At 72.0% G+C, this 23,092-nt stretch carries 19 protein-coding genes; 9 read left to right on the top strand and 10 right to left on the bottom strand.

Features of this window, described 5'->3' with window-relative positions; translation table 11 throughout:
* Positions 1–125: 125 nt before the first annotated feature.
* Entirely contained in the window at positions 126–1,592 is a 1,467-nt protein-coding gene (locus ACN28F_RS29165; protein WP_421361559.1) for an aminopeptidase P family protein, read from the top strand.
* A 149-nt stretch (positions 1,593–1,741) separates the two neighbouring features.
* On the opposite strand, the gene pulA is transcribed toward ACN28F_RS29165, so the two are convergent.
* The 3 genes from pulA to ACN28F_RS29150 all read right to left on the bottom strand — a co-directional run bounded on the left by pulA (position 1,742) and on the right by ACN28F_RS29150 (position 8,667).
* Complete coding sequence (pulA, locus tag ACN28F_RS29160) at positions 1,742–7,312, bottom strand: pullulanase-type alpha-1,6-glucosidase (protein WP_421360693.1); 5,571 nt, start codon at positions 7,310–7,312, stop codon at positions 1,742–1,744.
* 125 nt (positions 7,313–7,437) lie between these two features.
* Complete coding sequence (locus ACN28F_RS29155; RefSeq protein WP_289205649.1) at positions 7,438–8,064, bottom strand: cellulose binding domain-containing protein; 627 nt, start codon at positions 8,062–8,064, stop codon at positions 7,438–7,440.
* A gap of 213 nt (positions 8,065–8,277) precedes the next feature.
* Positions 8,278–8,667, bottom strand: coding sequence for a hypothetical protein (locus ACN28F_RS29150; protein ID WP_289205648.1), 390 nt, complete (start codon positions 8,665–8,667; stop codon positions 8,278–8,280).
* A 199-nt stretch (positions 8,668–8,866) separates the two neighbouring features.
* On the opposite strand from ACN28F_RS29150, the gene ACN28F_RS29145 reads away from it, so the two are divergent.
* Entirely contained in the window at positions 8,867–11,662 is a 2,796-nt protein-coding gene (locus tag ACN28F_RS29145) for an aconitate hydratase (RefSeq protein WP_289205647.1), read from the top strand.
* A gap of 77 nt (positions 11,663–11,739) precedes the next feature.
* Positions 11,740–11,985, top strand: a complete 246-nt coding sequence (locus tag ACN28F_RS29140; RefSeq protein WP_289205646.1) for a DUF2630 family protein — start codon at positions 11,740–11,742, stop codon at positions 11,983–11,985.
* A gap of 22 nt (positions 11,986–12,007) precedes the next feature.
* Here ACN28F_RS29140 and ACN28F_RS29135 read toward each other — a convergent pair whose 3' ends face one another.
* Complete coding sequence (locus ACN28F_RS29135; RefSeq protein ID WP_421360690.1) at positions 12,008–12,652, bottom strand: HAD family hydrolase; 645 nt, start codon at positions 12,650–12,652, stop codon at positions 12,008–12,010.
* Between the two features lie 116 nt (positions 12,653–12,768).
* Here ACN28F_RS29135 and ACN28F_RS29130 point away from each other — a divergent pair, with 116 nt between their 5' ends.
* From ACN28F_RS29130 to mug, 6 genes are all read left to right on the top strand, one after another.
* A complete protein-coding gene (locus ACN28F_RS29130) occupies positions 12,769–13,347 on the top strand; it encodes a TetR/AcrR family transcriptional regulator (protein ID WP_289205644.1) in 579 nt (192 codons plus the stop codon).
* A 106-nt stretch (positions 13,348–13,453) separates the two neighbouring features.
* Entirely contained in the window at positions 13,454–14,323 is an 870-nt protein-coding gene (locus tag ACN28F_RS29125; RefSeq protein ID WP_289205643.1) for a TIGR04222 domain-containing membrane protein, read from the top strand.
* On the top strand, positions 14,320–15,141 hold the full coding sequence (locus tag ACN28F_RS29120) for a DUF692 domain-containing protein (RefSeq protein ID WP_289205642.1): 822 nt from the start codon (positions 14,320–14,322) through the stop codon (positions 15,139–15,141). Before ACN28F_RS29125 ends, ACN28F_RS29120 begins: the two co-directional genes overlap by 4 nt.
* Positions 15,138–15,617 (top strand): hypothetical protein, encoded by a 480-nt coding sequence (locus ACN28F_RS29115; RefSeq protein ID WP_289205641.1) that lies wholly within the window; start codon positions 15,138–15,140, stop codon positions 15,615–15,617. The genes ACN28F_RS29120 and ACN28F_RS29115 overlap by 4 nt, the downstream gene beginning before the upstream one ends.
* A gap of 44 nt (positions 15,618–15,661) precedes the next feature.
* The gene (locus tag ACN28F_RS29110; protein WP_289205640.1) at positions 15,662–16,423 is read left to right on the top strand and encodes an SDR family oxidoreductase; all 762 of its coding nucleotides are present in this window, start codon (positions 15,662–15,664) and stop codon (positions 16,421–16,423) included.
* The gene (gene mug, locus ACN28F_RS29105) at positions 16,420–16,959 is read left to right on the top strand and encodes a G/U mismatch-specific DNA glycosylase (RefSeq protein ID WP_289205639.1); all 540 of its coding nucleotides are present in this window, start codon (positions 16,420–16,422) and stop codon (positions 16,957–16,959) included. The genes ACN28F_RS29110 and mug overlap by 4 nt, the downstream gene beginning before the upstream one ends.
* A gap of 15 nt (positions 16,960–16,974) precedes the next feature.
* Here the strand turns inward: mug and ACN28F_RS29100 are convergent, their stop codons facing one another.
* The 6 genes from ACN28F_RS29100 to ACN28F_RS29075 form a co-directional block, all read right to left on the bottom strand.
* Positions 16,975–17,298: a hypothetical protein gene (locus ACN28F_RS29100; protein WP_289205638.1), complete on the bottom strand. Its 324-nt coding sequence runs from the start codon at positions 17,296–17,298 to the stop codon at positions 16,975–16,977.
* A 13-nt stretch (positions 17,299–17,311) separates the two neighbouring features.
* Positions 17,312–19,306, bottom strand: a complete 1,995-nt coding sequence (locus tag ACN28F_RS29095) for an ABC transporter ATP-binding protein (RefSeq protein ID WP_421360688.1) — start codon at positions 19,304–19,306, stop codon at positions 17,312–17,314.
* A gap of 176 nt (positions 19,307–19,482) precedes the next feature.
* The gene (locus ACN28F_RS29090) at positions 19,483–20,235 is read right to left on the bottom strand and encodes an enoyl-CoA hydratase/isomerase family protein (protein ID WP_289205637.1); all 753 of its coding nucleotides are present in this window, start codon (positions 20,233–20,235) and stop codon (positions 19,483–19,485) included.
* Between the two features lie 46 nt (positions 20,236–20,281).
* Complete coding sequence (locus tag ACN28F_RS29085) at positions 20,282–20,509, bottom strand: helix-turn-helix domain-containing protein (protein WP_123602399.1); 228 nt, start codon at positions 20,507–20,509, stop codon at positions 20,282–20,284.
* Positions 20,510–20,772: 263 nt separating this feature from the next.
* Positions 20,773–22,380: an ABC-F family ATP-binding cassette domain-containing protein gene (locus ACN28F_RS29080; protein ID WP_421360686.1), complete on the bottom strand. Its 1,608-nt coding sequence runs from the start codon at positions 22,378–22,380 to the stop codon at positions 20,773–20,775.
* Between the two features lie 323 nt (positions 22,381–22,703).
* Positions 22,704–23,051 carry a hypothetical protein gene (locus ACN28F_RS29075; RefSeq protein WP_289205635.1) on the bottom strand — a complete coding sequence of 116 codons (348 nt, stop codon included), beginning with the start codon at positions 23,049–23,051 and terminating at the stop codon, positions 22,704–22,706.
* Between the last annotated feature and the right edge of the window lie 41 nt (positions 23,052–23,092).

Genomic DNA, 23,092 nt, shown 5'->3' with positions numbered 1-23,092 from the left:
ACCGTGGGAGGAGTCAGATGACACAGGACCAGACCGCCGACCCGACGGCGACCCCGGCCGAGGACCCGGCGGCGACCCCGGCCGCCGACGCGGTGATGGGCCCGGTCGAGGGTACGCCGACCGAGATGGCCGCCGAGGTGATCGCCGAACAGCCCCGTACCGAATCGCACGACCCGGACTTTCCCGAGAAGCTGCTGCAGTTCATGCGGACCGGCTGGCGCGACGACGCGTTGTCGCTGACGCCCCGCGCCGAGATCACCCACCATGCCCGTCGCCGCGCGGCGCTGTCGGCGGCGTTCACCGGTGAGACCGTGGTCGTGCCGACCGGGGTGGAGAAGGTCCGGGCCAACGACACCGACTACCCGTTCCGCCCGGGCAGCGACTTCGTGTACCTGACCGGCGACCACGATCCGGACAGTGTGCTGGTGCTGCACCCGACCGGGGGCGGTCACGACGCGGTGCTCTACACCCGGCAGCGTTCGTCGCGGGAGACCGACGAGTTCTTCCGCAGCCGCGACGGTGAACTGTGGGTGGGTCGGCGCCGCACCCTGGCGGAGAAGTCGACCGAACTGGGGCTGACGACGGCTCCGCTGAGTGAGCTGCCGGCGGCGCTGGCCGGCTGCGCCCCGGGCCGTACCCGGGTGCTGCGCGGCTTCGACGCGCGGGTGGACGCGGCGGTGTTGCCGTACGACAGCAGTGACGACGCCGGGGCCCGCGACCGCGAGCTGGCGACGGTGATCTCGGAGTTGAAGCTGGTCAAGGACGAATGGGAGATCGCCCAACTGCAGGCGGCGATCGACGCCACCGTACGCGGCTTCGAGGACGTGGCCAGGGTGCTGCCGGCCGACCGGCCGGTCGCCGAACGGCTGCTGGAGGGAATCTTCGCGCTGCGGGCCCGGCACGACGGCAACGACGTCGGGTACGGCTCGATCGTCGGCGCCGGCGCGCACGCGACGATCCTGCACTGGGTCCGCAACGACGGCGTCACCCGGCCGGGTGAACTGCTGCTGATGGACATGGGCGTCGAGGGCGAGCACCTCTACACCGCCGACGTGACCCGGACGGTGCCGGTGTCGGGGCGGTTCACCGCGCTGCAGCGGCAGGTATACGACATCGTGTACGCCTCCCAGCAGGCCGGGATGGACTTCATCAAGCCGGGGGTGAAGTTCAGCGATGTGCACCAGACCTGCATGCGGGTGCTCGCCGAGGGTCTGGCGGAGCTGGGCGTGCTGCCGGTGAGCGTGGACGAGGCGATGGACAAGGAGTCGACCGTCTACCGTCGGTGGACGCTGCACGGCTTCGGGCACATGTTGGGGATCGACGTACACGACTGTTCCCGGGCCCGCAAGGAGCGCTACCGTGACGGCGAGCTCGGCGAGGGGTACGTGTTGACCGTCGAGCCGGGCCTGTACTTCCAGCCGGAGGACGATCTGGTGCCCGAGGAGCTGCGCGGCATGGGGATCCGGATCGAGGACGACGTGTTGGTCACCGCCGCCGGTGCGGTGAACCTGTCCGCCGGGCTGCCGCGGCAGGCCGACGAGGTGGAAGCCTGGTTGCTGGCCCAGCGCGACGCCGGCCCCCGCCTCCCCTGACCTCCCGCCCCGCCCCGACCCCGCCCAGCCGCCCATGATCGCCGCGATCTTGCAGTTATCGTTGGACGAATCCGACAAATCTTCGCGATAAGCGCAAGATCGTCGCGATCATGGGCGGGGCGGGGTCAGCGGGGCGGGGGCGGGGTCAGTCAGCGCGGCTCGACGAAGACCGCGACGGTTCGCGGCGGCACGGTCAAGGTGCCGGTCGAGGAGTCGAAGGCGGCCTGACGGCTCACCGGGTCGGCCGAGTCCCGCAGCACCGGGTGCAGCTCGATGTTGGTCCGACGCAGCTCGGGCAATCGCTGCCGGGCGGTCTGCGGCGTCGCGTTGAAGACCACCGTCACCGACCGCCACCGCTGGTCCAGCCCGGCAGAGCGCAACCGCATCAGGATCACCCCGGGTGTCTCGGCAGGGCCGGCCAGCGGGAAACTGACCCGCTGCTGCACTTCACGCGCGGTTTCCAGGGCGAACACCGGCGACGAGGCACGGATCCGCAGCAGTTCGGCGTACCGGGCAGCGGTCATCTCGATCGCGGCACAGTCCGGAACCAGTGCCGGGTCGGCCAGCAGCGGGCCGGCGTACGGCCACTTGTCGGCGTTGTCGGCCGCTGGCGGCAGCCCGATGCCGAAGCCGTTGCCGTCGGCGCAGTCCCAACGGATCTGGTTGAACCAGTCCCCCGAGTTGTACGAGTTGCGGTCCAGCGACTTGGACCGCAACCGTTCACTGCCGGCGGTGACGAACCCGGCGCCCTGGGCGAGAACGGCCGTGGCAAGGGCGAGCACCTGGGCGCGGGAGCGGTCGGCGGCCGGGGTGCCGGCTGGCAGCTTGAACGCCAGCGCGTCGTAGAGGATCTCGTTGTCGTGGGCGTCGACGTAGGTCACCGCCTCCCCCGGCGCTGCCGTGTACCCGGCCGGCGCGCCGTTGTAGTCGACGTCCGCGCCGGTCACCTGGTCCCCCGACGCGCCGGTGAACCGGTAACCCGCCAGGTTGCCGGTCAGGCCGACCTTGATGACGTCCTGCTGCTGGCGCAGCCGGGCCTCCTGCTCGGCGCGGCTGCCGTTGACCGGATCCCCGTTCGGGTCGGTGAACAGTCCGCTGGCGAAGCCCTGCACCCGGGGGTTGGCGTCGAACGGCCCGCCGCCACGGACCGCGTCGCGCAGCCGGTCGGTGAAGGTGCCGATCCCGGTGCCGGCCATGTTGAGCTGGGTGGCCTGAACGAACCGGGCGTCGCCAGCGACCTCGCCGAAGTCCCAGCCTTCGCCGTAGAGCAGGATGTTGCGACCGTCGACGCCGTCGCGGGCCAGTGTCAGCTTGTCCAGCGCCGCCCGTACCGCCAGGATGTTGGCCTTGGGGTGGTGGCCCATCAGATCGAACCGAAAGCCATCCACTTTGTACGCCTTGGCCCAGGTGACCACCGAGTCGACGACCAGCCGGTCCATCATGGCGTGTTCCGGCGCGGTGTTGGCGCAACAGGTGGAGGTGGCGACGCTGCCGTCGTCGAGCAGCCGGTGGTAGTAGCCGGGCACGATCTGGTCGAGCACCGAGTGCCGGTCCACCCCGGCCGCCGACGTGTGGTTGTAGACCACGTCCAGCACCACCCGCAGCCCGGCGGCGTTGAGCCCGGCGACCATCTGCCGGAACTCGACGCTACGGGCGGCACCGTCCGGGTCGGTGGCGTAGCCGCCTTCGGGCACGGTGTAGTGCAGCGGGTCGTAACCCCAGTTGTAGCCGTCGCGGTCGGCGACCGCGGCGACGCACTCCTGCTGGCGGGGCGAGTCGGGTGGCAGGGCGGCCAGGTCGCAGTCCGGCACGGCCTGGTCGGCCCGACGTTCGGGGATGGTGGCGAAGTCGAACGTCGGCAGCAGGTGCAGGTGGGTGACGCCGGCGTCGGCCAGCGACGTCAGGTGCCGCATCCCGGCGGTACGCGGATCGGTGAACCCCAGGTACGTGCCGCGCCGCTCGGCGGGAACACTGTCGTCGGCGATGGAGAAGTCGCGGACCGACACCTCCTGGATCTGGGTACGGGTGGCCGGCACCGCCGCCGGTTTGCGCAGCCGCGCCCAGCCGGCCGGTGCCAGCGCCGGGTCGGCCAGGTCGACGATCAGCCCGTGGGTGGAGTCGGCGGCCAGCGCCACCGCGTACGGGTCGGTGACCGAGGCGGTGACCATCCGTCCGGCGGCCGGCTGCCAGGCGTCGACCTGGTAGCGGTAGTAGCGGCCGTACCAGGACAGTTCGCCGCGTACCGACCAGACCCCGGTGCGGTCGTCGCGGCGCATCGCCACGGTCCGGGGCGCGGCGGTCGGGGTGTCGTACAGCTGCAGCGCGACGGTACGGGCGGTCGGTGCCCACACCGACAGGGTCGGCCGCCGGCCAGCGAAGGTGACCCCGAGTGGGGTCTTCGTGGCGGCGGCGTACCGGTCGTCGAGCACGCCGGGCAGTTGTACGCCGGTGACCGCCAACAGGTTGCCCTCGTGGTCGCGTTCGGTGACCGCGACCTGGCCGCGCAGCGCGGTGGCGACCGCGCCATGGTGCCGCGCGTCGATGCCGAAGCTGCGGTACGCCCACAGGTGCGGGAACCTGGCCCGCTGCGCCTCGGTGAGCCCGTTGGGTCGCACGGTCAGCGGGATCGACCGGTGGTCGCCGGTGAGCTCGTCGCCGTCGACGGCCAGCCCGCCGTCCGGGGCCCAGACCAGGTCGTAGCGTTTGCCGTCGGTCGGCCCGGTGGCCCAGGCGATGGTGGACCGGTCGATCCAGTGCGCCCGCTGTGTCGTCAGGTCCAGGTCACGTCCGGTGGTGGCGACCGGTGGCAGTAGCCGCTGGGGGTCGCCGGCGAGCAGCCAGACTTCCCGACCGGCGGCGGCGAAGTCGAGCCGCTGGTCGGTGGGGAGGTCCTTGTCGTCGCCCCGGTGGATGATGTAGCTGAGCCCGGTCGCGTCGTCGGCCAGCGGCACCCGGAAGGTGATGCCGAAGTCGTCCCGCGACGCCGGCGGCAGCGGATCGGCCCACTCGGTGGGGGTGGCCGCGCCGTCCCAGACGTGCAGCCCCCAGCCGGTGTAGTCGCCGTCGGCGCGGCGGTAGTGCAGCACCGCGACGCCGTCGTCGACCGGCGGGTCGGCGTCGCCGGTGGCGTCGCGGCGGGTCGGGTAGAGCGCGGGGTCGCCCTGTTTGACCCACACCTCGCCGGTGGCGCCCACGTCGACGGTCCGGTCGACGTCGACGTCCTTCGTGCCGTCGGCGTCGACGACCAGGAAACCGACCGACTTCGCGCCGGGGGCGAGTTTCACCCAGGCGAACCGGCCGTAGCTGTCCTGCCCGACGAACGGGTGGCCGGCCGGCCAGGTGGTCTGCCAGTCCGGGTCGACGTCGCCCCAGGTGTACAGGCCCCAGTCGGCGTAGTCGCCATCGGTGCGCTGGTAGTGCACGACCAGCCAGTCCCGGGCGTCGGCCTGCGGCGGGGTGCCGACCAGCGCGGTGGTCCTGGCGGTGGCGGTCCGGTGTCTGTTGTCGCGCACCACCGCCTTGTACTCGATCCGAGTGCCGGCTGCCAACCCGGCGAGGTCGTGGTGCACCTGGTACGGGGCGTTACGCGCCCGGCCGAGCAGGGTCCACGGGCCGGTGCCGACCCGGGCGGCGACGGTGACCTCGGCGAGCGGGTCGCCGGTCACATCGGCGAGCGGGTCGCCGGTCACATCGGCGAGCGGGTCGCCGGTCACATCGGCGAGCGGGTCGCCGGTCACCTCGGCGGTGACGGCGGCCCGGGTGGCGACGGCGGTGCCGTCGGCGGGCGCGCTGATCGAGATCGTCGGGGCGCCGCCCGGCGCCGGGATCGGGGCGCCGGCGCGGTGCACGATCGCGGACAGCGCCGGTACGGTGACCGTGATCCGCCCGTCGGCGTCGCTGCGTACCGGCCGGTGTCGACCGTGGACGCTGGTGAAGGTGGTGCCGGGTGACCAGGTGTCGACGGTGACCTGCTGGGCGGTGGTGGCGTTGTTGACGGTGACGACGTACTCGACGCGGTCGGCCGGGTCGATGCGGGAGAAGGCGAACACGCCGGGGCCGTCGGCGGCGTACCGGGTGACCTGGATGCCGTCGCGCAGCGCCGGGTGGGCGGCGCGGAGCTTGCCGAGTGCGGCGACGCCCCGGTACAGCGGGTGGCGGCGGTCGAACTGGTCGTCGGCGTGGGTACGGTCGGTGCCGAGCAGGTCGTCGTCGAGGTAGTCGGCGACCTGGGAGGCGAACATGGTCTGCCGGGAGTCCTTGTCGCCGCCGGCGCCGGTGAAGCCCTGCTCGTCGCCGGAGTAGATCACCGGTTGCCCCCGGGTGAGGAACATCAGCTCGTGGGCGAGCAGGTCGCGACGCAGGTGGCTGGCCGGGTCGGTGCCGCCGTCGGCGATGAAGGTGCCGATGCGCCCCATGTCGTGGTTGCCGAGGAAGGTGGGCAGCCGGCCGGCGTCGGTGTCGCGGGCGGCGTACAGCGGGTCGTCGGCGTACAGGTCGGCCAGGGCGGTCGCGGAGCCGCCGTCGGCGACGTACGCACGGGCCGCCTCCTGGAAACCGAAGTCGAGGGTCGCCGGCAGGCCACCCCGACGGACGTAGGTCGAGGTGACGTCGGCGTCGGCGGAGTAGACCTCGCCGAACATGAAGAAGTCGGGTTTGCCGGCGCGGGCGGCGGCGTCGTCGATGCCCCGGCTGAACTGCGGCCAGAAGTCGAGGTTGACGTGCTTGACGGTGTCGAGTCGGTAGCCGTCGACCCCGGTGTCGCGAATCCAGTCGGCGAAGATCTTCGTCATGCCCCGGACGACCTCGGGGCGTTCGGTCCACAGGTCGTCGAGGCCGAAGAAGTCGCCGTACTCGCTGTTCTCGCCGGCGAAGGTGCTGTCACCCCGGTTGTGGTACATCGTCGGGTCGTTGAGCCAGGCGGGGACCTTGACCCGCGCGTCGGCGGGGTCGACCACCGGGGTGTACGGGAACGAGCCGGCATCGACGGTGGGGAACGTGCGGCCGCCGTCGGCGTAGTGGCGGTCCTCGAACGGGCGCCCCTGTGCGTCGCGGTACGGCTCGGTGGCCTTGTCGACGTAGGTGTAGCTGTCCTCGGCGTAGGAGATGACGTCGGCGGTGTGGTTGACGATGACGTCCAGGTAGATCTTGATGCCGCGGCCATGGGCGAGTTCGACCAGGCGCTTGAGGTCGGCGGTGCTGCCGAAGTGCGGGTCGACCCGGGTGAAGTCGGTGATCCAGTAGCCGTGGTAGCCGGCCGAGACGTCGTCGCCGCTGCCCTGCACCGGCCGGTTGGCGAAGACCGGGGCCAGCCAGATCGCGGTGGTGCCCAGGCCCTGGATGTAGTCCAGGTTGTCGATCACGCCCTGCAGGTCACCGCCCTGGTAGAAGCCCTTGTCGGTGGGGTCGTGACCGGTGACGAGCCGGTCGCCGCGCAGGCCGCCGCGGTCGTTGCGCCGGTCGCCGTTGGCGAACCGGTCGGGCAGCAGGAAGTAGAACTGTTCGGCACGGTCCCGGTCGCCGGTGGCTGTGGCGAGGGCCGCCGACGACGGTTCGGTGCTCCATTGTGGCGCGTCGACCGCCGGCGGGGCGGCCTGGCCGGCGGTGGCGGTGGCGGTGGCGGTGGCCGGCGACGGTACGCCGAGCAGGGTTCCAGCGAGGGCGGCGGCGAGGGCGTACGGCGTCAGGCGGGACGCGCGTGGACGACAGGGTGCGGCTTCCATCGACAGCCTTCCGTTGGCGATGAGCGCACGCTAGCCCTTGCTGCAAGATTCTGCAATATCTTGCAAAGCGATGGCAGAGCATCACACCGGTGCGGTGGGTGGAGTGCGGCAGGCCGTTGGTGGGGTCAGCGCAGTCGGCAGGCCGCGCCGTTGACGGCGCACCGCTGCGGCTCTGATCCGTGGCCGCGACGCTCGAAGTGGAACCGCAGCGGCACCGAGGAGTTCCCGGCGACCGGAACACCGCTGGTGAAGATGTAGTCACGGCCGGACTGGCGCAGCGTCGCCTGCGGCGCGCCCTCTACCCAGGCGGCGTAGAGCCGGCCGACGTTGCCCGGGAACCGCAGCGTGACCGTCCAGTCACGATCCCGCCGCGAGGTGTTCACCACCAGCACCTCGGCGATGAAGGCGTCGCCGAACTGCTGCAGCACCCGGTACTGGCCGATCACCTCGGGATTGGCCGGCGGCGCCGGCGGGGTGGTCCGCGCCGGCGCGGTCGTGACGCCGGGTGGCAGCACGGTGGCCATCGCCGGACCGGTGGGCGACGGCATCATGTCCGGTGTGGGCGGCACAGGAGGCGTCGGAGAGGGGGGCGCGGGGGCGAGGATCGCCTCGCCGGACGGCGGCGGCGCGACGGCGACCAACTGGCCACCGGTGTTCACGGCGGGCGGCGAGACGGGCACCCTGGGTTCAGGTTCGGGAGCCGGCCGGTCGTCCACCGGCGGCGGAGCCTCCCCGATCGCCCGCGTCTGCATCGGTACACATCCGGCAGCCACCAGGAAAATGACCATCATGACGGCCAGTCCACTCAGGACAACTACCCACGGTGCCATTGCGATCACGTTCGACGGCGTCCACGCGACTCGAGAGGCGTGCCTGCCGTCCACGTTGACCCCCTTAGCGCGACAGCGTCCCGCGGAAGAGTAGCGATCCTGACCCGGCACGCAAAAGGGCTAGTTACTCATTAGTTAGTCGAGTGGGGTAACAGTACAGATACACACCCCATCGCGACCGACCCGCAACAGGTAGTGGAATCGCCGCCCCGGCACCGACCTACCCTCGGCGTCGAGGTACTCCCACTCGGCCTCGACGGCGATCAGGGCGGCGCTGACCTGCCGAACGTCACGGAAGCGGGCATGCGCGGCAACGATCCGGCGCACCTGGTAGTCGGCGGCCGCGCCGATGAACGACAACGCCACCGCGGCCGGGGACGAGAAGGAAAAGCTGTAGGTGTCGGCGACCACCATCGCCGGCGACGCGAAGCAGGCGGCCAACTCGGGAATGTCGCCAGCGGTCACGGCCGCCCCGTACCGGTCGAAGAAGTCGGTCAGCGCGTCCAGATCGGTCGAGGTGTCCACCCGGCCTCATCTGCCCAGAAACCTCGCGCGGCAAACCCCACCGGCGGCCGGTCGGGCACCGGGGTTGCGCCGCTAGCAAGACGGACGTACGGTTTTAATGCGATCCGCAGTCGGGGTAAGTGTTACCTCACCCGAACGATGCGGTAATCCGTACGAAAGACTGCCAGGACGACCAGGGACCAGCGGTAAGGAGTCCGACGTGGCGAGCCTCGACACCTTCGGTGCGAAGAGCCAGCTGCGCGTCGCCGACGCGAGCTACGAGATTTTCAAGATCAACACCGTGGCGGGTCACGAACACCTGCCGTACAGCCTGAAGATCCTGTTGGAGAACCTGCTCCGCACCGAGGACGGGGCCAACGTCACCGCCGAGCAGATCCGGGCACTCGGGTCCTGGGACCCGGATGCCGAACCGAGCGTGGAGATCCAGTTCACCCCGGCCCGGGTCCTGATGCAGGACTTCACCGGCGTCCCCTGCGTGGTCGACCTCGCCACCATGCGGGAGGCCGTCCGCGACCTCGGCGGCGACCCGACCAAGGTCAACCCGCTCGCCCCGGCCGAGCTGGTCATCGACCACTCGGTCATCGCCGACCTGTTCGGCCGCGAGGACGCGTTCGCCCGCAACGTCGAGCTGGAGTACGGCCGCAACAAGGAGCGTTACCAGTTCCTGCGCTGGGGCCAGACCGCGTTCAACGAGTTCAAGGTCGTACCGCCCGGTACCGGCATCGTGCACCAGGTCAACATCGAGTACCTGGCCCGTACGATCATGGAGCGCAACGGGCAGGCCTACCCGGACACCGTCGTCGGCACCGACTCGCACACCACGATGGTCAACGGCCTCGGGGTGCTCGGCTGGGGCGTCGGCGGCATCGAGGCGGAGGCCGCCATGCTCGGCCAGCCGGTCAGCATGCTGATCCCCCGGGTCGTCGGTTTCAAGCTCTCCGGCGAGGCACCCGCCGGCACCACCGCCACCGACCTGGTGCTCACCATCACCGAGATGCTGCGCCAGCACGGCGTGGTCGGCAAGTTCGTCGAGTTCTACGGCCCCGGTGTGAGCGCCGTCCCGCTGGCCAACCGGGCCACCATCGGCAACATGTCCCCCGAGTACGGCTCCACCGTCGCGATCTTCCCGATCGACGCCGAGACCATCAGCTACCTGCGACTCACCGGGCGTGACGACGCCCAGGTCGCCCTGGTCGAGGCGTACGCCAAGGAGCAGGGCCTGTGGCACGACCCGGCCGCCGAGCCGCACTACTCGGAGCGTCTCGAGCTCGACCTGTCGACGATCGAGCCGTCCCTGGCCGGGCCGAAGCGCCCGCAGGACCGGGTGCCGCTGGGCAGCGCCAAGACGATGTTCCGGTCCGCGCTGACCGACTACGTCTCCACCGACCCGACGCCGGCCGTGGCCGGACCCGCCGACGAGGCCAGCGTCGAGTCGTTCCCGGCCAGTGACCCGCCGGCCGCCGACGGTGCCGACGACCCGGCCGACAAGCCGCACGAGCTGATCAGCGCCTCGCTGGGTGCCGGCGGACGGGCCAGCAGGCCCGTCACGGTCACCGGTGCCGACGGCACCTCGTTCGAGCTCGACCACGGCGCGGTCGTGATCGCCGCGATCACCTCCTGCACCAACACCTCCAACCCGCAGGTGATGCTCGGCGCCGCGCTGCTGGCCCGCAACGCCGTCGACCGCGGCCTGACCCGCAAGCCGTGGGTGAAGACCACCCTGGCGCCGGGCTCCAAGGTCGTCATGGACTACTACGAGCGGGCCGGGCTCACCCCGTACCTGGAGAAGCTCGGCTTCCACCTGGTCGGCTACGGCTGCACCACCTGCATCGGCAACTCCGGCCCGCTGCCCGAGGAGATCTCCGCCGCCGTCAACGAGCACGACCTGACGGTGGTGTCGGTGCTCTCCGGCAACCGCAACTTCGAGGGCCGGATCAACCCGGACGTCAAGATGAACTACCTGGCCTCGCCGCCGCTGGTCGTGGCGTACGCCCTGGCCGGCACGATGGACATCGACCTGGCCAACGAGCCGCTGGGCACCGGGTCCGACGGCCAGCCGGTGTTCCTGCGCGACATCTGGCCCAGCAACGCCGAGATCGAGCAGGTCCGCGCCGGCGCGATCGGCGCGGCCGGCTTCGGTGCCGCGTACGCCGACGTGTTCGCCGGTGACGAACGGTGGCAGTCGCTGCCCACCCCGACCGGGGACACCTTCACCTGGGCCGACGAGTCCACCTACGTCCGTAAGCCCCCGTACTTCGAGGGCATGGCGCCGACGCCGCAGCCGGTGACCGACATCGCCGGCGCGCGGGTGCTGGCCAGGCTCGGCGACTCGGTGACCACCGACCACATCTCGCCGGCCGGGGCGATCAAGCCCGACTCCCCCGCCGGCCGGTACCTCACCGAGCACGGGGTGCCCCGGCACGAGTTCAACTCCTACGGGTCGCGGCGCGGCAACCACGAGGTGATGATCCGTGGCACCTTCGCCAACATCCGGTTGCGCAACCAGTTGGTGCCGGGCGTGGAGGGCGGGTTCACCGTGAACCATCTGACCGGTGAGCAGACCAGCATCTACGACGCCTCGGTGGCGTACGCGCAGGCCGGCATACCGCTGGTGGTGCTGGCCGGCAAGGAGTACGGATCCGGTTCGTCGCGGGACTGGGCGGCCAAGGGCACCATGCTGCTCGGCGTGCGGGCGGTCATCGCCGAGTCCTACGAGCGGATCCACCGCTCCAACCTGATCGGCATGGGGGTGCTGCCGCTGCAGTACCCGGCCGGGCAGGACGCGGCGTCGCTCGGGCTCACCGGGACCGAGACGATCGACATCGTCGGCGTCGACGCCCTCAACGACGGCACCACGCCGCGTACCGTCACGGTGCGGACCGACACCGGGGTCGAGTTCGACGCCGTGGTCCGCATCGACACCCCGGGCGAGGCCGACTACTACCGGCACGGCGGCATCCTGCAGTACGTGCTGCGCAAGATGCTCGCCAGCTGAGCCGACGACGCGGTGACGGTGGGCGGTGACCGGGGTTCCGGTCACCGCCCACCGTCGTGATGTGCCAAGCTCGGGGCATGGACGACAGGACGCTGCTGGACCGGATCCGCCAACTGGTCGACGAGGAGCACGAGCTGCGCACCCGGTACAGCGCCGGGCAGCTGTCCGCCGACGAGGAGCACGCCCGGTTGGGCGCGCTGGAGGAGGCGCTCGACCAGTGCTGGGACCTGTTGCGGCGGCGTCGGGCCGCCCGCGAGTCCGGGGGTGACCCCGACGCGGTCCAGCCCCGCCCGACCGGCGAGGTGGAGAGCTACCTGCAGTGACCGCAGCGGCCGGCCGACCTTCTCAGCCGGCGAGTACGGCGGCGACGGCCGGGATGACGCCGGACGCCTGACGGGTCGGGGCGTACCTGTCGTCGAGCCAGCTGCGGCCCCGGTGCAGCCAGACGCTGGGCAGCCCGGTGGCTGCGGCACCGCCGATGTCAGCCTCGGGGCTGTCGCCGACCATCCAGGCTCCACGCAGCCGCATCCGGACGCTCTGCGCGGCCAGCGCGAAGATCCTCGGGTTCGGCTTGCTGACCCCGGCCGCCTCGGAGATCACCCAGTCCGCCACGTAACGGTCGAGCCCGGTACGGCGGATCTTCGCCTCCTGCTGGCGGACCGCACCGTTGGTGACCACCACCGGGACCCACCCGGCGTCCTTGGCGATGCGCAGCGAGCAGGCGACCAAGGGATCGAGGCGGCTGTGCGCCACCACCCCGTCGTGCAGTTCCTCCACCAGGTCGACCACCGACATCCGCAGCTGGTAACGGTCGCGGATGGCGTCGGCGAGGTCCCAGCGGTCGGTCAACCCGTCGGCGTCGACGGAGATCAGCCAGTCGATGTCGTCGTACGGGGCGCTGATCGAGTTCAGGAACTCCTGACCCCACACGCGGAACGCCCCTGCCCGGTCGAGCAGGGTGTTGTCCAGATCCAGGAGCAGGAGTGGCACGGGCGCACCTTACGCGACAGCGTGTATCGCGGAACAGTCCTGCTGTGTTAAACCGCAGACTTAACAAGCCGTACGTACGGATTGCACCAGGTCGGCCCACCTGACACGATCACATCATGCCCCGGGTGAGCCAGGTCCAACTCGACGCCCGCCGCCAGGAGATCCTCGCAGCGGCGCGGGTCTGCTTCGCCCGACACGGGTACGAAGGCGCGACCGTGCGGCGGCTGGAGGAAGCGACCGGCCTGTCCCGGGGAGCCATCTTCCACCACTTCCGGGACAAGGACTCGCTGTTCCTCGCCGTCGCCGAGGACGACGCCGCCGCCATGGTCGAGACGGTGGCCCGCAACGGCCTCGTCCAGGTCATGCGGGATCTGCTGCACCGCTCCACCGCGCCGGACACCGCCGGCTGGCTGGGCAGCCAGCTGGAGGTGTCCCGACGGTTGCGTACCGACCCCGACTTCGCCCGCCGGTGGACGGCCCGGTCGGCGGCGATCGCCGAGGCCACCCGGGACCGGCTGCGGCGGCAACGCGACGCCGGAGTGCTGCGCGACGACGTACCGATCGACGTGCTGGCCCGGTTCCTGGAGCTGGCCTACGACGGGCTGGTGCTGCAACTGGCGATGGGCCGACCCGCCGGCGACCTGGGTGCCGTGCTGGACCTGGTCGAAGAGGCGGTCCGCCGGCCCCGGCGCTGAGGCGCTCCGGTGACTGGCGCGGCTGCCCCACACTGAATTCACGCGGCCCGACAAGACCCCGGAGGTGCCGCGTGGACACGGACCGCTCGCAAACCTCGGAGGCGTGATGACGTCCGGCGACACCTGGGGCATCCCCGGCCCCACCTTCCTGGCCCTGTTCGGATTCGCGGCAGCGATTCTGCTGGTGGTCAACGTGGCCTACCGGCTGCTCGCGCTGGCCGGCCGGGAGCAGACCCGGCCGGACGAGCTCACCGGCACCGAGGTCGCCTACCTCGCCGGCGGCGTCGCGCGGGCCGTCCAGGCCGCGCTCGGTGCCCTGCGGACCGCCGGAGCGATCGACGTCGCTGCCGGCGGTCGGCTGAGCGCCCCCGGGCCGCTCCCGGCCGGCGCCGACGATCTCACCGCGACCGTCCACCGCTGCGCCCGCGAGCAGCGCCGGGTCCGCGACCTGCCGGACAACATCTGGGTACGGCAGAGCCTGGACCGGCTGCACGACCGGCTGACCGATCGGGATCTGCTGGTCCCACCGGCCCGCCGCACCACCGCCCGTTGGTTGGGTGCCGCAATGCTGGCGCTGACGGGCGTCGGCGTGCTGCGGCTGATCGCCGGAATGTCGACCGGCCGCCCGATCGGCTACCTGATGCTGCTGTTGGCCCTCACCGTCCCGATCGGACTCTTCCTGACCGTCAAGGTCCCCACGGTCACCGCCGCCGGCCGGCGGGCCCTGGCGGAGTTGGCCCGCCGGCACCGGCACCTCGCGCCCAGCAACCGGCCTTCGTACGCCACCTACGGCGCGGCCGATGCCGCGATGGGGGTCGCACTGTTCGGGGCGGTAGCGCTGTGGGCGATGGATCCGGACTTCGCCCAGACCGCCGAGATCGAGCGCAACGCCACCAACTCCGGTGGGGGCGACGGCGGCGGCAGTGGCGACGGTGGTGGGGGCGACGGTGGCGGCTGCGGCGGGTGCGGCGGATGACCGGTCCGTACGGCGTCGGCATCGGCTGGCATACCGAGATCGCTGGCGTCGTGGCGGCGCTGCCCGGGCTGCGGTTCACCGAGGTGATCGCCGAGTCGGTCGACCCGGACCGGCCGCTCGACCCGCAGCTGGCCGCGCTGCGCGCACGTGGCGTGGCGGTCGTCGCGCACGGTGTACGGCTCTCCCTCGGTGGCGCCGAGCCGGTCGAGGCGGCCCGGGTCACCCGGCTGGCCCGGGTCGCGCAGCTGCTGGACGCCCCGCTGGTCAGCGAGCACATCGCGTTCGTCCGGGCCGGCGGCGTCGAGGCCGGTCATCTGCTGCCGTTGCCACGGACCCGGGCCGCCCTCGACGCGGTGGTGGCGAACGTGGCCCGCGCCCGCGCGGACCTGCCGGTGCCGCTGGCCCTCGAACCGATCGCCGCGCTCTTCGACTGGCCCGACGACGAGTTCGACGAGCCGGACTTCGTCACCGAGATCCTCGAGCGCTGTGACGCGCTGCTGCTGCTCGACGTCGCCAACGTGTACGCCAACGCCCGCAACCGGGGGCAGGATCCGGTCGCCGTACTGGAGCGGATGCCGCTGGAGCGGATCGCCTACCTGCACGTGGCCGGCGGTGCCGTCGACCACGACGGGATCTACCACGACACGCACACCGACGCGGTCCCCGCCGAGGTGCTGGGGCTGCTCGCCGACCTGTCCGCCCGCCGCCGCCCCCCGGCGGTGCTGCTGGAACGCGACGGCCACTATCCACCAGCGGCCCAGCTGCATGCCGAGCTGGACGCTATCGCGGTGGCGGCCGGGCTGGAGCCGGTCACGTGAGCCACTCGCTGCCCCCGACCGTCGGCGCCGGCGAGCTGGCCGCTGCCCAGCGGGCACTGGTCGCCGCACTCGTGACGGGCGCGGCCGACCCGGCCGGCTTCGACCGGCACCGGCTCGCGGCGGCCCGCCGGGCATTGCTGCACAAGCGGGCCGGGGAGCTGGCCCGGCACTGGCCGGGCCTGGTCCGTGCGCTCGCCGACCGGTGGCCCGCCGTATTCGTCAGCTGGGCGCGGGCCAGGACGCCGGTCGGCGGCTGGCGCGACGGCTGGGACCTGGCCCGCGAGCTGGCCGAGACCGGACAGCTTCCGGCGACCGCCCGGGCGGAACTCGCCGTCGCCGAGGTCCGCTGGCGCTACGACGGCCGGTCCGGGCCCCGACTGCGGCGGTGGCCGGCGCTGCGCCGCACGCCGGACGGCGTCGTGGTTCAGGTCGCCCGTCGGGTACGGCTGCTGCGTCGGCGACGCGCCGCACGGTAGGGCCGCCGACGGCGATGCCGACGGTGTGTAGCAGGATCGCCGTCATGGATCTGGGCCTCACCGAACGGGTGTACGTGTTGACCGGCGCGTCCCGAGGGCTCGGGTTCGCCACCGCCGCCTGTCTGGTCGCCGACGGTGCCCGGGTGGTCCTCGGGGCACGTGACCCCGACCGGCTGGCGGCTGCGGTGCGGCGGCTCGGCGGCCCGGAGCACGCCGTCGCGGTCCCGTCGGACCTGGCGGCACCCGAGGACGCCCAGCGGCTGGTGGATGCCGCGACCGACCGCTTCGGGCGGCTGGACGGTGCTCTGGTCTCGGTCGGCGGGCCGACGGCCGGCGACGCCGGTACCGTCGACGACCAGCAGTGGCGGGACGCCTTCGAGACCGTCTTCCTCGGCACCGTACGGATGGTGCGGACCGTCGCCGACGCGCTGCCGGCCGGCGGCGCGGTGGCGCTGGTGCTGTCGACCTCGGTCCGGATGCCGGTGCCGGGGCTGGGCGTCTCCAACGGGCTGCGCCCCGGGCTCGCCGCCGTCGGCAAGGAACTCGCCGACCGGTACGCCCGACGCGGCGTACGGGTGGTCAGTCTGCTGCCCGGCCGGATCATGACCGACCGCAACGCGGAGCTCTTCGCCGCCGCCCCGGATCCGCAGCAGGCCCGCGCCGACGCGCAGGCCGCGATCCCCCTCGGCCGGCTCGGCGACCCGGCGGAGTTCGGCCGGGTCGCCGCGTTCGTGCTGTCCCCGGCGGCCAGCTACCTGACCGGGCTGACCATCCCGGTCGACGGTGGCGCGCTGCCGTACCCGTGATCGCGCGGATCGCGGCCGGCGGTGCCGGACGGCTGCTGCCCGACGTCGTCGGCCCGGATCTCGACGTGCTGTTCAGCGGCATCAACCCCAGCCTGTACTCGGCAGCGGTCGGGCACCACTTCGCCCGGCCCGGTAACCGGTTCTGGCCGGCGCTGCACCGGTCCGGGTTCACCGGCCGGCAACTGCACCCGACCGAGGACCGGCTCCTGCCCGCCCTCGGCCTCGGGCTGACCAACGTGGTGCCCCGGGCCACCGCCCGCGCCGACGAGCTGCGCCCCGACGAGTTCGTCGCCGGCGCGCAGCGGCTGGCCCGGCTGGTCGAGCAGCTGCGGCCCCGGTGGATCGCGGTGGTCGGGGTGACCGCGTACCGCGCCGGGTTCGGCCGCACCCGGGCGGTGATCGGCCGGCAGGCCGAGACGGTGGCCGGCGCCCAGCTGTGGGTGCTGCCGAATCCGAGCGGACTCAACGCCCACTATCAACTGGACGACCTGGCGGCCGCGTTCGGCGAGCTGCGGCGCGCGGTCACCGGCGGGTGAGCCACGACCGGCGGCTCACCCGTGGTGTCGCTGCAGGCGTTCCCGGACCAGCTGACCGAACAACCCACCGGGCTGACCACAGTCGAGGCACTGCAGCGCCTCGTCGAGCCGGCGTCCACCGCACTGGTCGCAGCGGCCCCGGTCGCGGGGGTCGTGATAGGCGCGCAGGGCGGCGACCAGTGCCTCGGCGGCGGAGCCGGTCAACCGGACGGGGTCGGCTGCGCCGACCCGCACCTCGACCGGCACCTCGGGCGGAACCCCGTCCGACGGGCCAGGGTCGCAGCGCGCGATCCGGTCGGCGAAGTCACGCAGGGCCGCCGCGAGTGCCTCGGGTTGCATCCCGACAGCCTAGTCAGCCGCCCGGTTCGGCATCGATCGGGAAGCGCCGCGCCCCGGCGAGCGAGACCGGATCCGGGCCGGTGTCGTCGGTGTACGGCGTCGGTGAATCGGCGACGGCGAACTGGGTGCGGTAGAGCTCGGCGTAGAGCCCGCCGGCACCGATCAGCTCGGTGTGCCGGCCCCGCTCCACGATCCGGCCCTCGTCGAGCACCAGGATCTGGTCCGCGTCGCGGACCGTGGAGAGCCGGTGGGCGATCACCAACGCCGTCCGGCCGGTCAACGCCACGGACAGCGCCCGCTGCACGGCCGCCTCGGATTCGGAGTCCAGGTGGGCGGTGGCCTCGTCGAGGATGACGATCGACGGTGCCTTGAGCAGCAGCCTGGCGATCGCGATGCGCTGCTTCTCGCCGCCGGAGAAGCGGTACCCGCGCTCGCCGACGACGGTGTCCAGTCCGTCCGGCAGGGCACGGACCAGCTCGTCGACCTGGGCGCCACGCAACGCCGCCCAGAGTTCGTCGTCGGTGGCCTCCGGTCGGGCGTACCGCAGGTTCTCGGCGATCGTCTCGTGGAACAGGTGGGAGTCCTGGGTGACCACGCCGATGGTGTCCCGCAGCGAGGCGAGGGTCGCGTCCCGTACGTCCACCCCGCCGACCAGGACCTGGCCGTCGGTGACGTCGTAGACCCGGGGCACCAGCATCGCGGTGGTGCTCTTGCCTGCGCCGGAGGGCCCGACCAGCGCGACGAGCTGGCCCGGCTCGGCGGTGAACGACAGCCCGCGCAGCACCGGTTCGGCGTTGGTACGGTCCAGCGTCGCGACGTCCTCCAGCGAGGCGAGCGACACCTCGGCCGCGCTCGGGTAACGGAACCGGACGTCGCGAAACTCCAACCGGCCGGCGCCGGGCGGCACCGCGACGGCGTCGGGGCGTTCGCTGATCGACGGGGCGAGGTCGAGCACCTCGAACACCCGGTCGAAGGAGACCAGCGCGCTCATCACGTCGACCCGGACGTTGGACAGGGCGGTGAGCGGGCCGTACAGCCGGGTCAGCAGCAGGGCGAGGGTCACGACGGTGCCGGCGCTGACCGCCCCGGTGACGGCCAGCCATCCGCCGAGGCCGTAGGTGAGGGCCTGGGCCAGGGAGGCGACGAGGAGCATCGCCACGAAGAAGGTCCGAGAGTACATCGCGGACTGGATACCGATCTGGCGGACCCGGTCGGCCCGCTCTGCGAACCGTCTGGCTTCCACGTCGGGCTGGCCGAAGAGCTTGACCAGCAGCGCCCCGGCGACCCCGAACCGCTCGGTCATCGTGGCGTTCATCTTGGCGTCGAGGTCGTACGACTCGCGGGTGATCTCGGCCAACCGGCGGCCGACCCGGCGGGCCGGCACGATGAAGATCGGCAGCAGCACCAGCGACAGGGCGGTGATCTGCCAGGAGAGGGTGAACATCACGGCGGCGGTGAGCACCAACTGGATGACGTTGCTGACCACACCGGACAGGGTGGAGGTGAAGGCCCGCTGGGCACCGATCACGTCGTTGTTCAGCCGGCTGACCAGGGCGCCGGTCTGGGTGCGGGTGAAGAACTGCACCGGCATCCGCTGGACGTGGTCGTAGACCCGGGTACGCAGGTCGAGGATGATGCCCTCCCCGATACGGGCGGCGTACCAGCGTTGGGCGAGGGAGAGCAGGGCGTCGGCGACGGCGAGCCCGGCGATGAACAACGCCAGGCGCACCACGGTCGTGCCGGCATCGGCCCCGCCGGCGGTGATCGCGTTGACCACGCTGCCGGCCAGGACCGGGGTGGCGACCCCGATGCCGGCGGCCAGCACCACGGTGACCAGGAAGACGACGATGTCCCGGCGGTACGGGCCGGCGAAGGCGACGATGCGTCGGGTGGTGCCCCGGCTGACCCGGTGGGCACGCACCTGGTCACCGTCGCGCATCGCGCGCAGCATGCTCCAACTGACCCCCATGCCGCCCGGACCGCCCATCCCACCGCCACCACCAGCCATCGAAACCGGCCACCCCCACCTTCCGTGTCGCCCCTGTCGCGGACGTGTCCCCGGTCGGGTCGAACCGACTCAAGGACACCAGTGTCCCCGATGCCTCCGACAACGATCGCAGGTAACTACCGTATTCCCCTATTGGACCTTACCGGTCGGACCGGCCACCGCTGGGAGTCGTTGAGTCATTCGCCAGTGCCGGCCAGGTCCTGGAGCCGGCGGACCTGGGCGTCGCGCTCGGCGCGTAGCTGGTCCGCCGGGCTACGGTCGGTCGCCCCGGCGAGCAGTGCCTTGATCTCGACCACGGCGTCACGTGGACCGGCGAGTACGGCGGCCGCCAGGTCCGCCACCGCTGCGGACAGTTCGGCGCCGGGCACCACCAGGTTTGCCAGCCCGAGCCGCCGCGCCTCGGCGGCGTCGACCCACCGGCCGGTCACACAGATCTCCACCGCACGGGCGTAGCCGACCGTTTCGACGAGCCGACGGGTCCCGCCCAGGTCGGGCACCAGCCCGAGGGTCACCTCGGCCATCCGCAGTCGGGCCTCCTCGGTGACGATCCGCAGGTCGCAGGCGAGCGCGAGCTGAAATCCCGCGCCGACCGCCGGGCCGTGCACCGCGGCCACGCTGATCAGGTCGGGTCGCCCCAGCCAGGTGAAGGCCTCCTGGAAGCCGGCGATCTGCTCGGCCGCCCGGTCTGCGGGAAGGTCGACCAGCGCGGTTCGGAGCTGCTCGATCGCTCGCCGGTCGAGGCCGGCGGAGAAGGCCCGGCCCGCGCCACGGACCACCACCACCCGTGTGTCGCCGCGCAACTCCCGGCCGATGTCACGCAGCGCACGCCACATGTGGGGCGTCTGGGCGTTGAGCACGTCGGGCCGGTCCAACGTCACCGTCGCAACCGGCCCGTCGTAGTCGAGGCGTACGCCGTCGGTCACGGTCAACGGGGGCTCTGACCGTCGTGACGGAGGACGCGACACGCAGGTGCGGTCATCCCTTCTTGCGACGCCGAGCGCCGCCACGCTGACGCAGTTGCACGCCGGATTCGGTGAGCACCCGGTGGACGAAGCCGTAGGAACGGCCGGTGGAGGCCGCCAGGGCGCGGATGCTCTCCCCGGAGGTGTAGCGCTTGACGAGATCCTTGGCCAGGGTCTGACGCTCGGCTCCGACGATCCGGCGACCCTTCTCGGTGGTGGCGGCTGTGCCGGTGGCTGCCATGTTGATTCCTCACGTCCCAGACTGTGTGGTTCGATGCGGTCCCACCTATTAGACCGCCTCCAACGATCATGCGCCAGATATCAACTGTTCGCCAACCGACACGCACGACCGTGTCAGTTACCCGATACGGCACCCTGAGAGAATCCCCGCCGGCGGCCCCGGTTGTTCCGGTGGCAGCCGCCACACCAGCCGTGTTCATACAATTCGCGCTATCTGATAATGACGTTCACCGATACAACAGGAGGGCGACGAGAGCCGCCCGTTCATGCAAGTTCCACGAGTTCGAGCAGGTCGTCGCTCCAGGTGTCCTCGTCGCCGTCGGGCAACAGAATCGCCCGGTCAGGCTTGAGCGCCGACACCGCACCCGGGTCGTGGGTGACGAGCACGATGGCACCGGGATACCGGGCGATGGCGTCCAGAACCTGTTCACGGCTGACCGGATCCAGGTTGTTCGTCGGTTCGTCGAGCAGCAATACGTTCGCACCGGAACAGACCAGCGTCGCCAGGGCGAGCCGGGTCTTCTCCCCACCCGAGAGCACTCTAGCCGGCTTGTTCACGTCCTCACCGCTGAACAGGAACGCGCCGAGAATCTTTCGCAGGTCGGTATCGGACTGCTCCACGGCCGCACTGCGCATGTGGTCGAGCACCGACCGGTCGACGTCCAGGGTCTCGTGTTCCTGCGCGTAGTAGCCCAGCCGCAGCCCGTGCCCGGGGTGCACCGCACCGGAATCCGGCTCCAGCAGGCCCCCGAGAATCCGCAGCAGAGTCGTCTTGCCCGCGCCGTTGAGCCCGAGGATCGCCACCCGCGACCCCCGGTCGACCGCCACGTCGACCCCGGAGAAGATCTCCAACGAGCCGTACGACTTCGACAGCCCTGCGGCCGTCAGCGGCGTCTTGCCGCACGGCGCCGGGCTCGGGAAGCGGACCTTGGCCACCTTGTCCGCGACCCGTTCGTCCTCGAGGCCGGCCAGCAGCTTCTCGGCGCGCCGGGCCATGTTCTGCGCGGCCACCGTCTTCGTCGCCTTGGCCCGCATCTTGTCCGCCTGGGCGATCAGCGCCCCGGCCTTCTTCTCCGCGTTGGCGCGCTCCCGGCGGCGGCGCCGTTCGTCGGTCTCCCGCTGCTGCTGGTACGCCGTCCAGCCGACGTTGTACAGATCGACCACCGAGCGGGTGGCGTCGAGGAACCACACCTTGTTGACGACGGCGTCCAGCAGATCCACGTCGTGGCTGATCACCACCAGCCCGCCCTTGTGCCCGCCGAGGAAGCCCCGCAGCCAGCTGATCGAGTCGGCGTCGAGATGGTTGGTCGGCTCGTCGAGCAGCAGAATGCCCCCGCCGTTCTCCGCCGCGTCCCGGAACAGGATCCGGGCCAGCTCGATCCGCCGCCGCTGACCGCCGGAGAGAGTGCCGATCGTCTGCCCGAGGACCCGGTCGGGCAGCCCGAGGTTCGCGCAGATCCGGGCCGCCTCGGCTTCGGCCGCGTACCCGCCGAGCGACGCGAACTGATCCTCGAGGGTGCCGTACCGGCGGACCAGCCGCTCGTCGGTGCCCCCCTCGGCCAGCCGGGCCTCCAGCTCGGCCATCTGCGACATCAGGGTGTCCAACCCCCGGGCCGACAGGACCCGGTCGCGGGCGGTCACGTTCAGGTCGCCGGTACGCGGATCCTGCGGCAGGTAGCCGACGGCGCTGCGCCGCTCGATCTGCCCCGCGTACGGCAGTCCCTCGCCCGCCAGGACCTTGAGCGTGGTGGTCTTGCCCGCGCCGTTGCGGCCGACCAGACCGATCCGGTCGCCGGGCTGCACCCGCAGCGTGGTGTCGGAGAGCAGGATTCGCGACCCCGCGCGGAGTTCCAGGCCGGTTGCGGTGATCATCGGTGACTCGCTCCTGATGTCGAGGGCTGACTCGCGGACATGACAAAGCGCCGACAGGTCGTCGACCGTCGGCGCGGGGCGGTTCAGCCTTCGCAGAGCAGCACGGGCCCATACTACCGGTGCGCCGGCCACGGCTCCCAGCCGATTACCGTCGGCACGCGGTGGCCTGCCCGCCGACCCGGCCGACTCCGACGCGACGCGGTGTCCCGGCCCGGTCCGACCGGTGTCCCGGCCCGGTCACCACGGGCCGGAACAGACCCGCCAGGTGCCCCGCTCGGCCACCACGGTGAACTCCACCACCCGCGCGGTGCCGGACGGCCCGGTCAGCCGGACCCCGCCACCGCCGAGGTCGGGTCCGGGCCCGGTCGTGCCGCACCCACCCAGTGGTCGGCGATCTGCAGTCCCCGGGTCCACCGGGTGAAGTCGGTCCGGGCGAGCCGCGCCCGGACCGGCGCGCAGAGCAGGTCGTAGGCCGCCGCCGGAGCGGCCTGGTCGAGGCGGCTGACGAAGGTCGCGGCGGCGGTCCGCGCGGCCACCTCCGGCGGTTGCCGGTTGCCGAGGAACAGTCCGGCGACCCCTGCGGTCACCGCGGCCCAGAGCACCAGCACCACGCCGACCGTGACACCCTGCCGGGTGAACGGGTGGGACAGGCGGGGCAGCCGGGGGATCATTCCCGGCAGGTTAGCGAAGCGACGCTCGCGACGCCGCCGGG

It is taken from the genome of Solwaraspora sp. WMMA2101, assembly GCF_049179175.1.
Taxonomy (GTDB): Bacteria; Actinomycetota; Actinomycetes; order Mycobacteriales; family Micromonosporaceae; genus Micromonospora_E.
This window is presented reverse-complemented; position numbering and strand designations above follow the sequence as displayed.